Consider the following 14,719-nt stretch of genomic DNA (forward strand, 5'->3'; position numbering starts at 1 on the left):
CGGCGGCTCCAGCAGCAGGGAAGCCCGCTGCGGGAGCCGCCGCCAAGCCAGCCGCCGGCGCGGTTGTTGTGAAGAAGTAGAGCGGTACGACGCATCGGCTGGCGCGCCGGCTGGCCGATGCACTCCCGGCTTGCAAGAAGGTGCTTTCAAGGCCCGTACGCCCCTCTGCCCAACAGGGCCGCGCGGCATCAAAAAGACCCGTGGGCTACAATCAAAAGCTCTACGCTCTGCAACACACCCGCTATGGCTTACAAAACTATTGAAGACACCATCGGCAATACGCCGCTGGTTCAACTGGTCCGTATTCCGGACGACGAGATTCGCGCGCGCAACAACGTGATTCTCGGCAAGCTCGAGGGCAATAACCCGGCGGGTTCGGTGAAGGACCGTCCGGCGTTATCGATGATCAAGAAAGCGGAAGAGCGCGGACGTATCAAGCCTGGCGACACGCTGATCGAATCGACCAGCGGCAATACGGGCATTGCACTCGCCATGGCCGCCGCCATTCGCGGCTACAAGATGGTATTGCTGATGCCGGAAGACCTGTCGGTGGAACGCCGCCAGAGCATGGCCGCGTACGGCGCGGAAATCGTGCTCACGCCGGTGACGGGCGGCATGGAATACGCACGCGATCTGGCCGAGCAAATGCAGCGTGACGGTAAAGGCATCATCCTGGATCAGTTTGCCAATCCCGATAACCCGCTCGCTCACTACGAGACAACGGGTCCGGAATTGTGGCGTGACACGGAAGGGCGCATCACCCACTTCGTTTCCGCTATGGGCACGACCGGCACGATCATGGGCGTGTCGCAGTATCTGAAGGAGCAGAACGAGAAGATCGAGATTGTCGGGGCACAGCCGGAAGAAGGCTCGCGGATCCCGGGCATCCGCAAATGGCCAGAGGCGTATCTGCCGAAGATCTTCGATCGCAGCCGTGTGGATCGTACGGAAAGCGTGAGCCAGGCGGCCTCTGAAGCCATGGCGCGGCGGCTGGCGTCGGTGGAAGGCATCTTTTGCGGCATATCGGCCGCGGGCGCGTGTGAAGTGGCGCTGCGCGTGGCGCGTCAGGTCGAGAACGCGACTATCGTGTTCGTGGTCTGCGATCGCGGCGACCGGTATTTGTCGACGGGTGTGTTTCCGGCTTGATATCAGTGAAAAGAAGACGTTAAAAAGCCCGGACAAGTCCGGGCTTTTTAACGTCTGAGCGAAGGCTGAATTATCGCGAAGCCGCTACCGCTCCGCCGGCATTCATCTGCGCCTTCACCGCTTCACCAAGCTGATACACGGCGAGCGCATAGAAGAAGCTGCGGTTGTAGCGGGTCAGCACGTAAAAGTTCTTCAGCCCCAGCGTGTACTCGGTTGCCCGGCCCGGTGTCGGTAAATCGACCACCGTCACCGGCGTGCCTGCTTCCGTCGACACATTGACTCCCGGCTCGCCCATCAGCATGCCCGCTTTGGTGAGCTGCGCGAGCGACCAGTGGGGTTCGGGCTGCCCGTCGGCGGCGGCTTGCGCAATGCCCTGGCTGCCGACATCGCCTGCGATTTTCCAGACCACCGGACGTCCGGACTCCCAGCCGTGCTGCTTCAGGTAATTCGCCACGCTGCCGATGGCGTCCGCGGTACTCGTGCGCAGATCGATGTGGCCGTTGCCGTCGAAGTCGACAGCGTATTTCACGATGCTGCTGGGCAGGAATTGCGGAATGCCGATAGCACCCGTGTACGAACCCAGCACGGTAGTCGGATCGATTTGCTGGTCATGCGTCCAGACCAGCAAGTCTTCGAGATTCTTGCGGAACGTCGCCTGACGTTCGTCGCGATTCGGCGTGTTGGGGTAGTCGAAGGTCAGCGTGGTCAACGCGTCGAGCGCGCGGAAGTTACCCATGTACCGGCCATAGATGGTCTCCACGCCGATAATCCCGACAATCGCCTCGGGCGGCACGCCATACTGATCCGATGCCCGTTGCAATGCCGCCTGGTTAGCGCGCCAGAACTTCACGCCGGCCGCAATGCGCACCGGCTCGATGAAACGCGACTGATAGGCGCGCCAGTTCTTGGTAGCAGGCGTGGGCGACGGCAAGACCAGCTTGACCGCCGTTGCCGAATAGCTCACGCGGTTAAAGAGTGCGTGCAGCGAGCCGGAATCGAAGTCGTAGCGCGCGACGAGATCGTTGATGAACGCATCTACATTCGGGTTGTTCGCGTAGCGCTGCGGCACGATCTCTTCTTCGAAGTCTTGCCCTTGCGGCACCGCGGGTTGAGGCGACCCTTGCGCCACCGCCTGGCCGATACTGAGTGTGCCGATCACGCCAACAAGGCAGGCGATTGAGGCGAGGCGCGCGGATCGCGCCGAAAGAGGCAAGACGGACGAAGCAAACTTGAAGGTCATAGTGTGCGAAATTGTGGCGATGTAACGCGAGGCACGCGGGAAACGCGCGCGGGGCATACGAGAGTCGGATCAGTATAACCGACGTGTTTTCGAGGCTATCCCGAAAGCCCTTCAAATGGCGCGCAAGCATACAAAAGCGGTGTTCCCATGCGTATCGATTTCAGTGTGGTAACTTACCAAGAACCCGCGCGATCCGGCTTCCGCCCCATGCTTCAACCGATTGATACCCGCATCGCGTACGACAAAAACACCTGAACGATTCGAGACACGTGCGAGCGGCCAGGCCCCGCGCGGCAAACATTATGGCTACCGGCTTCTATACCCACCCAGATTGCCTTCTTCACGACATGGGGCCGTGGCATCCCGAGTGTCCGGCGCGCCTTCAGGCGATCGAAGACCAGTTGATCGGCAGCCGTATCGATGCATTGATCGAGCGCGAAGAAGCGCCGCTTGCCAGTGAAGACGATCTGGCGCGGGTTCATACGCGGGCGCATATCGACTTTGTGAGAGAGACCGCGCCATTGGAAGGACGCGCGGAAATCGATCCCGATACGCTGATGTCGCCGGGCAGCTACCAGGCGGCGTTGCGTGCGGCGGGCGCGGCGATCGCGGCAACCGACGCGGTGATTGCGGGCACGTACGACAACGCGTTCTGCAGCGTGCGTCCGCCCGGACATCACGCGGAACCGGCTCGCGCCATGGGCTTCTGCTTTTTCAACAACATCGCCATTGCGGCGCGTCATGCGCTCGAGGTGCACGGTCTGCAACGCGTTGCGATCATCGACTTCGATGTGCATCACGGCAACGGCACCGAAGCCGCGTTTTGCGGCGACCCGCGCGTGCTCATGTGCAGCTTTTTCCAGCACCCGTTCTACCCGTATAGCGGCGCCGACAATCACGCGTCCAACATGGTCAACCTGCCGATGCCCGCGCGTACGAAAGGCATGGCTGTACGTGAAGCCGTCGACATGATGTGGCTGCCGAAACTCGATGAGTTCAAGCCGGAGATGATCTTCGTCTCGGCAGGCTTCGATGCCCACCGCGAGGACGATCTCGGCAACATGGGTCTCGTCGAGGACGACTATACGTGGCTCACCGAGCAGATTTGCGCCGTGGCGAAACGGCATGCGAAGGGGCGTATCGTGAGTTCGCTCGAGGGCGGCTATAACCTCTCGGCGCTCGGGCGCAGCGTGGTCGCGCATGTGCGCGCGCTCGCCGAGATTTGAACCGCGTTACATGCGCATGCGCTGAAGATCCGCGCGCACGAGCGTCCAGTCGATCAACGCCTTGATCACACGGTCACGGTCGAGGTCGTTTAGCGTCTCGTGATAACTGCCTTCCAGCATCAACAGCGTCTTGTCCGTCGAACCGGCATGGGCTTCGAATTCGCGGCTGCCGTCGGGGTTCGTCAGCGCGTCCCGCGTGCCGTGGAAAACGAACAACGGCAATGTGATCGATGCCCGTCCGGCTTCAATGCGCGCCATCGCCATGCCGATCTCCGCCACGGTCCGCGCCGGAATCGCCTGGTGATGAACCAGCGGATCGCGCCGGTTTGCTTCGACTACGCCGTTCGCACGGGACAACGTGGCGGGATCGATAGTCATTGCTGGAAAATGCGGCATGAAGCGGCTGATCGTGCCTCCCATCGCCAGTTTCCAGCGGGGTGCACTGGCCGGCATCTTCAGTGCCGCGCTCGAGAGAATCAGGCCCGCAAGCGTGCGCCCGCTTTCCGGCAACCGCTCGGCTGCATACAGCGCGGCGATTGCACCGCCCATGCTGTGACCCATGAGCAGCAACGGAACGTCCAGAGGCACGGTCGTTTTAGCGGCGGCGAGCAGGGCGTCGGTATCGAGCAGATACTCGTCGAAGGTATTCACCCACACGCGCTCGCCCGGCGACTTGCCGTGACCGCGCAGATCCATCGCGATCAGCTCGATACCCGCCGCGTTCAACCGCAACGCCAGCGCCTCATAGCGCCGCGCGTGCTCGGCCAGTCCGTGAACCAGCGCGATCCTTGCAAGCGGTTTGGGAAACGAAGGAGCGGCCTCCCATCGATGAAGATAGAGGTCGATGCCATCGCGCGTGGCAATGCTGCTGGTGGAATACGTGCTGCGCTCGACTTTCGGCATGGCGATTTCGGTGGCTCGGGATGCCGCCGATGATAGCGTCTGTGCCGCGTGCAAAGCGTCTAGAGCAAATCCCCGATTGTCCTGGCAGGCAAGATAAGCGTAAAATAGTACGATCGTTCTGTAAAGAATAAGCTTTGGCGATTGTCTTAAGCTTGAGGAATTCTCCAGCGGCCGGTTGTCACCGATCCGCCGTTAGCGTTCGATGACCGGAGTCACTCGTTATAATGGGATTGGTGACGTATTCGTAACTCAGGAGCGTGTGCATGAAAATCTTGGTACCAGTCAAACGCGTGGTCGACTACAACGTGAAAGTCCGGGTAAAGCCGGATGGCAGTGCAGTCGATATCGCAAACGTGAAGATGTCGATGAACCCGTTCGATGAAATCGCCGTCGAAGAGGCCGTGCGCCTGCGTGAAGCGGGCGTGGCGACCGAGGTGATCGCCGTGTCGTGCGGCGTGACGCAGTGCCAGGAAACGCTGCGCACGGCCATGGCCATCGGTGCGGATCGTGCGATCCTGGTCGAATCGACTGAGGAATTGCAGCCGCTGGCGGTCGCGAAGATCCTCAAGGCATTGGTCGACAAGGAACAGCCGCAACTGATCATTCTCGGCAAACAAGCCATTGACGACGACTCGAACCAGACCGGTCAGATGCTCGCCGCGCTGGCTGGTTTGCCGCAGGCGACGTTTGCATCGAAGGTAACTGTGGCCGACGGCCGCGTTTCGGTTTCGCGCGAAATCGACGGGGGGTCGGAAACGCTGTCGCTGACCTTGCCTGCCGTGATCACCACGGACTTGCGCCTGAACGAGCCGCGTTACGTCACGCTGCCGAACATCATGAAGGCCAAGAAAAAGCCGATGGAAACCATCAAGCCGGCAGACCTGGGCGTGGATGTCACGCCGCGTCTGAAGACGCTCAAAGTCGCCGAACCGCCGCAGCGCTCCGCAGGCGTGAAGGTGCCGGACGTGAAGACGCTGGTCGAGAAGCTGAAGACCGAAGCCAAGGTTCTGTGAGGGAGTTGAGAAAGTGACCATTCTTGTAATTGCAGAACACGACAACGCATCCATCAAGCCGGCAACGCTGAACACCATCGCGGCTGCATCGAAGATTGGCGGCGACGTTCACGTGCTGGTCGCGGGTGCGAACGCGCAGGCAGCAGCCGATGCCGCCGCGAAGATCGCGGGTGTATCGAAGGTGCTGCTGGCCGATGCACCCCAGCTTGCCGACGGACTCGCCGAAAATATCGACGGGACGGTGTTGCAGATCGCGAAGAACTATTCGCATATCCTGGCTCCGGCAACCGCGTACGGCAAGAACGTCGCGCCGCGTATCGCAGCGCATCTGGACGTCGCGCAAATCAGCGACATCACGGCGGTCGACAGCGCCGATACATTCGAGCGTCCGATCTACGCGGGCAATGCCATCGCAACTGTTCAATCGAGCGATGCCATCAAGGTCATCACCGTGCGTTCCACGGGTTTCGATCCGGTTGCAGCAGAAGGCGGCAGTGCATCGGTCGAGAAGATCGAAGCCGCTGCTGACGCCGGCATCTCGAAGTTCGTGAGCCGCGAAGTGACGAAGCTGGACCGGCCTGAACTGACGTCGGCGCAGATCATCGTGTCGGGTGGACGGGGTCTCGGCAACGGCGAGAACTACACCAAAGTGCTCGAACCGCTCGCCGACAAACTGGGCGCGGCGCTGGGTGCATCGCGTGCAGCGGTCGACGCCGGGTTCGTGCCGAACGATTATCAGGTCGGGCAAACGGGCAAGATCGTGGCGCCGAATCTGTATGTCGCCGTCGGTATCTCGGGCGCGATTCAGCATCTGGCCGGGATGAAGGACTCGAAGGTCATCGTCGCGATCAACAAGGATGCTGAAGCACCGATCTTCGGTGTCGCGGACTACGGGCTCGTGGGCGATCTGTTCACGGTGGTGCCGGATCTGGTGAAAGAGCTGGGCTGATCGGCTGGTCAGGAAGGACTAAAAAAGGGGCGACGCATGTGCGCCCCTTTTCATATCTAGTGGGGGAGACAAGCATGAGCTATCACGCGCCCGTCAAGGACATGTTGTTCGTGATGAAGGAACTCGCGGACATTGAAGGCATCTCGGCGTTGCCGGGTTTCGAGGACGCAAGCCTCGACACCGCCCGCGCCGTGCTCGAAGAAGCTGCGCGGTTCAACGGCGAAGTGGTTGCGCCGCTGAACGTTGAGGGCGACAGGAATCCGAGCGCATGGAAAGACGGCGCAGTCATCACCACGCCGGGCTTCAAAGAAGCGTTCAGGCAATTCGGCGAAGGCGGCTGGCAAGGCGTGCTGCATCCTGTCGAATACGACGGGCAGGGTTTGCCGAAGCTCATCGCGACGCCGTGTATCGAAATGTTGAATGCGGCGAATCTGTCGTTTGCGTTGTGTCCGCTGCTGACCGATGGCGCTATAGAAGCATTGCTCACGGCCGGTACCGAGGAGCAAAAGCAGCTCTACGTGCCTAAGCTGATCTCTGGCGAATGGACCGGCACGATGAACCTCACCGAGCCGCAAGCCGGTTCCGATCTCGCGCTCGTGCGCACGCGCGCCGAGCCGCAAGGCGATGGCACGTTCAAGCTCTTCGGCACGAAGATCTTCATCACCTACGGCGAGCACGACATGGCGAAGAACATCGCCCATCTCGTGCTTGCGCGCACGCCCGGTGCGCCCGATGGCGTGAAGGGCATATCGCTGTTCATCGTCCCCAAGTTTCTCACCGATAAAACCGGCCAGCTCGGCGAGCGCAACGACGTGCATTGCGTTTCGATTGAACACAAGCTCGGGATCAAGGCGAGCCCGACCGCCGTGCTGCAATTCGGCGACCATGGCGGCGCGGTCGGCGAGTTGATCGGCGAGGAAAATCGCGGGCTCGAGTACATGTTCATCATGATGAACGCCGCACGCTTTGCGGTCGGGCTGCAGGGCGTGGCGGTGTCCGAGCGGGCTTACCAGCAGGCCGTCGCGTTTGCGAAAGATCGCGTGCAGAGCCGCCCGGTCGATGGCTCGGCGAAGCAGCCGGTATCGATCATTCATCATCCGGATGTACGCCGCATGCTCCTGACCATGCGTTCGCTGACCGAAGCATCGCGCGCGCTCGCCTACGTGGCGGCGGCGCATTGCGACTTGGCGCATCACCATCCGGACGAAGCCGCTCGCGCACAGCATCAGGCCATCTACGAATTTCTCGTGCCGGTCGTGAAGGGCTGGAGTACGGAGCTTTCCATCGATGTCACGAGCCTCGGCGTGCAGGTTCATGGCGGCATGGGTTTCATCGAGGAAACGGGCGCGGCCCAGCATTATCGAGATGCACGCATTCTCACCATCTACGAAGGGACGACCGCGATCCAGGCGAACGATCTGATCGGCCGCAAGACCGTGCGCGACGGCGGCGCGACCGCATTGGCGATTCTTGCGCAGATGGACCAGACCATCGCGCTGTTGGCCGATCGTGAGGGCCAGGCGTTCAAGTCCATGCACCGGCATTTGAGCGCGGGAAGTCTCGCATTGGCGCGCGTGGTCGAGTTCATGGTCGCAAGGGTGAAAAGCGATCCAAACGCGGTGTTTGCGGGCAGTGTGCCTTATCTGAAGCTCGCGGGAATCGTGCTCGGTGGCTGGCAGATGGCGCGGGCGCTGTTGGTGGCCTCGGACAAGCGCGCAGAAGACGAAGCGTTCCATGGCGCAAAGATCGCCACGGCGCAGTTCTTTGCCGAGCATGTTTTATCGCAGGCGCCGGGCATCGAAGCATCGATCGTCAGCGCCAACGGGCAGGAAGGGTATCTCGCGATGCGCGAAGAACAGTTCTGATTTGCTTCGTTCGGCGCAGCGCAAATTAAAAGGCCGTCCCTTCGCGGGGACGGCCTTTTACGTTTCTATACTTTGTTTTCAGGTCATGCCCTTGCGTACGCAGGCCTGCCGCTCGCACGCGCTTCGCCCAAATAACGATGCACCGACAAATCGTCCGACTGGATCGCCGGCTGCTTGCCCGACATCAGGTCCGCCAGCAATTGGCCGGAGCCGCACGACATGGTCCAGCCGAGCGTGCCGTGTCCCGTGTTCAAGTACAGATTCGCGATCGGCGTACGGCCAACGATCGGCGTGCCGTCCGGGGTCATGGGGCGCAAGCCGGTCCAGAACGACGCCTTCGCCGTATCGCCGCCGCCGGGGAACAAGTCGTTCACGCACATTTCGAGCGTTTCGCGGCGCGCCTGGCGAAGGGATTGATCGAAGCCGACAATTTCCGCCATGCCGCCAACACGGATCCGGTCATCGAAACGGGTGATCGCGATCTTGTAGGTTTCGTCGAGCACGGTGGAAACCGGCGCGGCGCTTTCATTGACGACAGGCGCCGTCAGTGAATAGCCCTTCAGCGGATAAACCGGAATCTTGACGAGGTCGCCGAGCAGCTTGGTGGAGTATGAACCGAGCGCGACCACGTAAGAATCGCCGCGGATCATCTCGCCGCCGCACTGCACGCCGGCGACACGGCCGCCGCTGACTGCGAGGGCATCGATAGGCGTGTTGTAGCGAAATTTCACGCCGAGCTGTTCGGCCATGGCGGCAAGACGCGTGGTGAATTTCTGACAGTCGCCGGTTTCGTCGTTCGGCAGGCGCAAACCGCCCGTCAGTTTCTGCGATACCGCCGCGAGCGCCGGCTCCGCCTTATGCAGGTCGGCAGGCATGAGCAGTTCGAAGGGCACGTTCGCGTCGCGCAACACGGCGATGTCCTTCGCCGCGCCGTCCAGTTGCTGCTGCGTGCGGAACAGTTGCAGCGTGCCGCCGGTCCGGCCTTCATATTGAATGCCCGTGTCCGCACGCAGCGCCTGCAGACAATCGCGGCTGTACTCAGCCAGGCGAACCATGCGGCCCTTGTTGATCGAATAGCGGTCCTGCGTGCAGTTCTGCAGCATCTGCCACATCCACTTCAACTGAAACGATGTCCCGTCCAGGCGAATGGCGAGCGGCGCGTGTTTCTCGAACATCCACTTCACCGCTTTGAGCGGCACGCCGGGAGCCGCCCATGGCGATGCATAGCCTGGTGAGATCTGCCCTGCGTTTGCAAAACTCGTTTCGAGCGCTGGCCCGGCTTCACGGTCGATGACCGTCACGTCGTGCCCCGCACGGGCCAGATAGTAGGCGCTCGTCACTCCGACAACACCGCTTCCCAAGATTACAACTTGCATGTCTTGCTCCGTGCAAAGTGACATTCCGCCGGTCATTGCTTCGTTTTTCGTGAAGCCGTTTGAGTAGCGGGTTACATAGTGGTATCGACTATAGTATTGAGAGAGCGGTAGTTTTTGTTATTGTATTTGCTTACTTTTTGGTTGAATCGAATGAGAACTCAACGAAATTCGGTGCGGGAGCTGGATAAGATCGATCGGCGGATTCTGCGGATCCTTCAACAGGATGGCCGCATCGCGATGAAGGAACTCGCGGAGCAGGTCGGGCTGTCGGTAACGCCGTGTATCGAGCGCGTAAAACGCATGGAGCGGGACGACGTCATTTCCGGCTATTACGCCCGTGTGAACCCGCATCAGTTGGGGGCGTCACTGCTCGTGTTCGTCGAAATCACGCTCGACCACAAGAGCGGCAACATGTTCGAGCAGTTTCGACGCGAGGTGCAGCGCATTCCCGAGGTTCTGGAATGCCACCTCGTTTCCGGCGATTTCGACTACCTGATCAAGGCGCGTATTGGCGAAATGGCCGATTACCGGAAACTGCTTGGCGATATCCTGCTGCAGCTTCCCGGGGCCGTGCAATCCAAAAGCTATGTAGTCATGGAGGAGATCAAGGAGAGTCTTGCCATTGCCGTAGCGGACTGATCCCTCCACCTGAGGCCGCTTGCGAAAGACCAGATTTACTGTATATTTATACAGTGTTTTGCTCTTTTCCAAGCTTCGATCATGGCTCTGCATGACTCTGAATATCCCGTTGCTCCGCCCGCGCCGCTCAAAGGCCGAGGCGCGGTCACGAACCTTCAGGGACGCTACGAGAAGGACGAGCGCGAGCGGGTCGACGACGGCTGGACGCATACGGATCAGGACGGCGAGGCAGAAGGCGCACCGGCGCTGCGCACTCAAGTGTTCGAGGAGCGTGCGAAGAGCATCCTCACACGCAACTCGTCGCCTGATATTCCGTTTGGGGTATCGCTGAATCCTTATCGTGGGTGTGAGCATGGATGTATCTATTGCTTCGCCCGGCCGACGCACAGTTATCTGGGATTGTCGCCGGGACTCGATTTCGAAAGCCGCATTTACGCGAAGATCAACGCCGGGGAGTTGCTCGAGCACGAACTGGACAAGCCGTCCTACCAACCCGAGCCCATAGCGCTCGGCGTCAATACGGACGCGTATCAGCCCGTCGAGCGGAACTTGCGGATCACGAGGCGCGTCATTGAAATCCTCAGCGAGCGGGGGCATCCGTTCGCGGCGATCACGAAGTCTTCGCTGGTCGAGCGGGATATCGACCTGCTGGCGCCCATGGCGCAGAAAGGGCAGGTGATGGTGGCGGTGACCATCACCACACTCGACGCCGACATTGCCCGCACGCTCGAACCTCGCGCGGCAACGCCGGCCAGACGGCTGCGGACCATCCGCACACTTGCCGAAGCGGGCATCCCGGTCGGCGTCAGCGTCGCGCCCATGATTCCCTTCGTCACCGAACCCGATATGGAACGCGTGCTGGAAGCCTGCGCAGAAGCCGGTGCAAGGAGCGCGAGCTATATTGTCTTGAGGCTGCCGTGGGAGGTCGCGCCGTTGTTCAAGGATTGGCTGGCGGCGCATTTCCCCGATCGGGCAGAGCGCGTGATGGGCCGTGTGCGCGATATGCGCGGCGGCAAGGACTACGATTCGGATTTTGCGAAGCGTATGAAAGGCGAAGGACTATGGGCCGACATGCTCAAGCAGCGTTTTGACCATGCCGCGCGACGGCTTGGGCTGAACCAGCGGCATCGCGGCATTCTGGACATGTCGGCGTTCCGGCGCGGCGAGAGCGTGCCGAAGCAGCCCGTCGTGGAAAGTCCGCAGATGAAGCTGTTCTAGCTGTTCTAAATGGGACCGGATTCGCGAACCCTTCACGACCCCGTTAGGCAAATTACTGCGACAGCTCTTTCGCCGCCTGAACCTGGCCTTCAAAGTACGTCTGGAAGGTAAGCGCGAGACCGGCCATCAATATGAACGCGCCAAATAGCAGGGAGAAGATCACGACGAAGATCACGGTCCAACCTGAGTCGCTGTGTTGTCCGGTCTGCGAATTGAACTGGGCGTCCCATTTTTCATCCGGCCGCAAGCCATAGACAATCGCCGACAGAAACGCTGACAGCAGCGAAACCGCGCCGGGCACGACGAGCACCCAGCCGAGTACCGACGCGCGTTCGGTCGCGGCGAGCAGCATGTAACCCACGAGGCCGAGCAGAAGGCCGACAATATGCGCCCAGCCGAATTTGTCGCGCAAACCGTACAAATAAAAGCGATGTGCGCCAATGCTGCCAAGAAAGAAGGCAAGCGCGGCGGTCAGCGTTTTCGAACGGAAGCGTCCGTTTGGCGCCGGATTGGAAGGATGCGTTACAGTGGACGACGGGTTGTTCATCGGGAAGCTGAAAGAGAAGCGTTGAAGGCAGGTAAGGGCGGGGAGACACGAGACACGAAACGTTCGCTCTGAAGCGGCATTCTACGCCGCAGCCGCGGGTCCAAGCAGGCGCTCGCCGATTCGCGACCACGCGCCGAAGAACGCTTCCTGCTCGAATCCGTTATCTGTCTTCCTAAAACCTGCGTGGAACTCCCGAAAAGCCCGGCGCACGGTGCTTTGCGACTATTGGCTGTACGTCAAACACCACGCAAAGCAGCCCTTCTCATCTCGATTAATCGATGCAAGTGTTTGTTAAGGCATCGTTTTGCCGCTATAATCGCGTGTTTTGGTAGTTCCGAACCCCGGTTTTCAAGGATTTCAGCATGGTTATCATCCGCTTGGCTCGTGGCGGCTCCAAGAAGCGCCCGTTTTACAACATCGTTGCAACCGATTCGCGTAGCCGCCGTGATGGCCGCTTCATCGAACGCGTGGGTTTTTACAACCCCGTCGCGACTAAAGGCGAAGCGCTGCGCATCGCTCAGGACCGCCTGACGTACTGGCAAGACAACGGCGCGCAACTGTCGCCGACGGTTGCCCGTCTGGTCAAGCAATCGCAACAAGCTCAGCCGGCTGCTTAAGTGCGGTTGCTGCAGTCGATCGCTCGGGTCCAAGTGATCCGGCCGATTTTTGCTGCCGATGTTTGCGGGAGACTGGCTTATGTCGACGCGTGATTCTGCTTCAGACTCAGGTTTGAAAGCCGCACGTGGCGAGAAGCCTGAGCAGAACGATGCCACGTTTGGCGCATTTGTCCGCAAGCCGGCAGCGCGTCGCGTGGCTATCGACGCTTTGGACGACTCGGGTTCAATCGAGGCCGTCGAAGCATTGCCCGACGACGCAATCGAAGTCGGCGCCATCGTTGATGCTTACGGCCTCAAGGGCTGGGTCAAGATTGCGCCGCACGCGCATGCAGGGCACGGCGGCGACGCAATGCTTGCTGCAAAGCGCTGGTGGCTGGTCAAGGGGAATGAGCGCAAGTCGGTTCGTTGCCTGCAGTCGAAAGTGCATAGCGACACGGTTGTCGCGCATTTTGCCGGCTGCGACGATCGCGATACAGCGTATGCGTTGCGCGGCCACACTATCCATGTGTTGCGCAGCGACTTCCCGAAGCTCTCTGGCGAAGACGAATTCTACTGGGTCGATCTGATCGGCCTGGATGTCGTGAATGAAGCGAACGTGGCCCTCGGCCAGGTTGCGGGCATGATCGACAATGGCGCGCATTCCATCATGCGCGTGGAATTTCCGACTGCGGGCAAGGACGGCTCGCCCATTACCGGCGAGCGGCTAATCCCGTTCGTAGGCGTGTTTGTCAAGACAGTGGACCAGGCGGCGCGAAAGATTGTCGTCGATTGGGATGTCGACTATTGATTTATCGGAATCACCGATCACAAGGAGAGGGCGATGCAGTTTGACGTCGTGACGCTCTTTCCCGAGATGTTTCGCGCGCTGACCGACTGGGGCATTACCAGCCGGGCAGTCAAGCAGGAACGGTTCGGTCTGCGCACGTGGAATCCTCGCGATTTCACCACGGACAATTACCGGACCATCGACGATCGTCCTTATGGCGGCGGCCCGGGCATGGTGATGCTGGCGCGCCCCCTGGAAGACGCAATATCGGCTGCGAAAGCGGCGCAGGCAGAGCAGGGTATCAGCGGCACGCGTGTGGTGATGATGTCGCCGCAAGGCAAGACGCTGGACCATGAGCGTGTGATGCAAATCGCTCAGGAGCCCGGGATGATCGTGCTGTGCGGCCGTTATGAAGCGATCGACCAGCGTTTGATCGATCGTGTGGTGGACGAAGAAATCAGTCTTGGCGACTTCGTTTTGTCCGGCGGTGAATTGCCGGCCATGGCGCTCATGGACGCCGTCGTGCGCCAGTTGCCCGGCGTGCTGAACGACTCGCAGTCGGCGGTGCAGGACAGCTTTGTCGATGTGCTGCTCGATTGTCCGCACTACACGCGCCCGGAAGAATACGGCGGTGTGCGGGTTCCGGATGTGCTGCTTGGCGGCCATCACAAGGAAATCGAAGCATGGCGCCGGCGTGAATCGCTGAAGAATACGCAGGAAAAGCGGCCTGATCTGATCGACAAGGCGCGCAGGAATAAGATGTTGAGCCGTGCCGACGAGGCATGGCTTGCAAGTCTCGCCAAGGAAGGGTCGAAGGCGCAGTAGGCTTTCAGCCAGGTTCGAAGCGGGACAAAGGGCGGCGCCATGCTTGAATCAAGCCGGCGCCAGATGTGAACCCATCCTCTACCGGGGCCACCAACATGGCAAACAACTCCGGCAAGATGGCTCCAGGAGTCAGTAATGAATCTGATTGAGCAACTCGAAAAAGAAGAAATCGCGCGCGCACTCGGCGAGAAGTCGATTCCCGAATTCGCCCCCGGCGATACGGTGATCGTCAGCGTCAACGTGGTTGAAGGTACGCGCAAGCGTGTCCAGGCTTACGAAGGCGTCGTGATCTCGAAGCGCAACCGTGGTTTGAACTCGAATTTCATCGTCCGCAAGATTTCGTCGGGCGAAGGCGTCGAGCGTACGTTCCAGACCTACTCGCCGCTGCT

The 14,719-nt window shown here is 60.5% G+C and carries 15 protein-coding genes; 11 read left to right on the plus strand and 4 right to left on the minus strand.

Annotated elements, in window-relative coordinates:
• The first annotated feature begins 243 nt into the window (after positions 1 to 243).
• Positions 244 to 1,146 (plus strand): cysteine synthase CysM, encoded by a 903-nt coding sequence (gene cysM, locus ACFFAR_RS09775; protein ID WP_062000016.1) that lies wholly within the window; start codon positions 244 to 246, stop codon positions 1,144 to 1,146.
• 70 nt (positions 1,147 to 1,216) lie between these two features.
• Here the strand turns inward: cysM and mltB are convergent, their stop codons facing one another.
• On the minus strand, positions 1,217 to 2,386 hold the full coding sequence (gene mltB / locus ACFFAR_RS09780) for a lytic murein transglycosylase B (RefSeq protein WP_062000015.1): 1,170 nt from the start codon (positions 2,384 to 2,386) through the stop codon (positions 1,217 to 1,219).
• Positions 2,387 to 2,688: 302 nt separating this feature from the next.
• Between mltB and ACFFAR_RS09785 the strand changes: the two genes are divergently transcribed.
• Complete coding sequence (locus ACFFAR_RS09785) at positions 2,689 to 3,612, plus strand: histone deacetylase family protein (RefSeq protein WP_062000938.1); 924 nt, start codon at positions 2,689 to 2,691, stop codon at positions 3,610 to 3,612.
• Between the two features lie 6 nt (positions 3,613 to 3,618).
• Here ACFFAR_RS09785 and ACFFAR_RS09790 read toward each other — a convergent pair whose 3' ends face one another.
• The gene (locus ACFFAR_RS09790) at positions 3,619 to 4,515 is read right to left on the minus strand and encodes an alpha/beta hydrolase (protein WP_375507819.1); all 897 of its coding nucleotides are present in this window, start codon (positions 4,513 to 4,515) and stop codon (positions 3,619 to 3,621) included.
• Positions 4,516 to 4,778: 263 nt separating this feature from the next.
• Between ACFFAR_RS09790 and ACFFAR_RS09795 the strand changes: the two genes are divergently transcribed.
• The 3 genes from ACFFAR_RS09795 (at position 4,779) to ACFFAR_RS09805 (ending at position 8,342) form a co-directional block, all read left to right on the plus strand.
• Positions 4,779 to 5,528 (plus strand): electron transfer flavoprotein subunit beta/FixA family protein, encoded by a 750-nt coding sequence (locus tag ACFFAR_RS09795; protein WP_062000013.1) that lies wholly within the window; start codon positions 4,779 to 4,781, stop codon positions 5,526 to 5,528.
• Between the two features lie 13 nt (positions 5,529 to 5,541).
• A complete protein-coding gene (locus ACFFAR_RS09800; RefSeq protein ID WP_062000012.1) occupies positions 5,542 to 6,477 on the plus strand; it encodes an electron transfer flavoprotein subunit alpha/FixB family protein in 936 nt (311 codons plus the stop codon).
• Positions 6,478 to 6,551: 74 nt separating this feature from the next.
• Positions 6,552 to 8,342: an acyl-CoA dehydrogenase gene (locus ACFFAR_RS09805; RefSeq protein ID WP_062000011.1), complete on the plus strand. Its 1,791-nt coding sequence runs from the start codon at positions 6,552 to 6,554 to the stop codon at positions 8,340 to 8,342.
• Between the two features lie 83 nt (positions 8,343 to 8,425).
• Here the strand turns inward: ACFFAR_RS09805 and ACFFAR_RS09810 are convergent, their stop codons facing one another.
• On the minus strand, positions 8,426 to 9,718 hold the full coding sequence (locus tag ACFFAR_RS09810; protein ID WP_174363357.1) for a D-amino acid dehydrogenase: 1,293 nt from the start codon (positions 9,716 to 9,718) through the stop codon (positions 8,426 to 8,428).
• Between the two features lie 150 nt (positions 9,719 to 9,868).
• Here ACFFAR_RS09810 and ACFFAR_RS09815 point away from each other — a divergent pair, with 150 nt between their 5' ends.
• Both ACFFAR_RS09815 and ACFFAR_RS09820 read left to right on the plus strand, forming a co-directional pair.
• Complete coding sequence (locus ACFFAR_RS09815) at positions 9,869 to 10,357, plus strand: Lrp/AsnC ligand binding domain-containing protein (protein WP_075359654.1); 489 nt, start codon at positions 9,869 to 9,871, stop codon at positions 10,355 to 10,357.
• 81 nt (positions 10,358 to 10,438) lie between these two features.
• Positions 10,439 to 11,575 (plus strand): PA0069 family radical SAM protein, encoded by a 1,137-nt coding sequence (locus ACFFAR_RS09820; RefSeq protein ID WP_174363356.1) that lies wholly within the window; start codon positions 10,439 to 10,441, stop codon positions 11,573 to 11,575.
• 52 nt (positions 11,576 to 11,627) lie between these two features.
• Here the strand turns inward: ACFFAR_RS09820 and ACFFAR_RS09825 are convergent, their stop codons facing one another.
• On the minus strand, positions 11,628 to 12,122 hold the full coding sequence (locus tag ACFFAR_RS09825) for an NINE protein (RefSeq protein WP_062000008.1): 495 nt from the start codon (positions 12,120 to 12,122) through the stop codon (positions 11,628 to 11,630).
• Between the two features lie 362 nt (positions 12,123 to 12,484).
• Between ACFFAR_RS09825 and rpsP the strand changes: the two genes are divergently transcribed.
• The 4 genes from rpsP to rplS all read left to right on the plus strand — a co-directional run.
• Entirely contained in the window at positions 12,485 to 12,739 is a 255-nt protein-coding gene (gene rpsP, locus ACFFAR_RS09830) for a 30S ribosomal protein S16 (protein ID WP_047844837.1), read from the plus strand.
• 79 nt (positions 12,740 to 12,818) lie between these two features.
• Positions 12,819 to 13,526 carry a ribosome maturation factor RimM gene (rimM, locus tag ACFFAR_RS09835; protein WP_375507820.1) on the plus strand — a complete coding sequence of 236 codons (708 nt, stop codon included), beginning with the start codon at positions 12,819 to 12,821 and terminating at the stop codon, positions 13,524 to 13,526.
• 33 nt (positions 13,527 to 13,559) lie between these two features.
• Positions 13,560 to 14,330, plus strand: a complete 771-nt coding sequence (gene trmD, locus ACFFAR_RS09840; protein WP_062000006.1) for a tRNA (guanosine(37)-N1)-methyltransferase TrmD — start codon at positions 13,560 to 13,562, stop codon at positions 14,328 to 14,330.
• A gap of 135 nt (positions 14,331 to 14,465) precedes the next feature.
• The coding region (gene rplS / locus ACFFAR_RS09845; protein WP_375507821.1) for a 50S ribosomal protein L19 at positions 14,466 to 14,719 on the plus strand (254 nt) is incomplete at its 3' end.

The sequence above is a fragment of the uncultured Caballeronia sp. genome, from assembly GCF_964243625.1.
GTDB lineage: Bacteria > Pseudomonadota > Gammaproteobacteria > Burkholderiales > Burkholderiaceae > Caballeronia.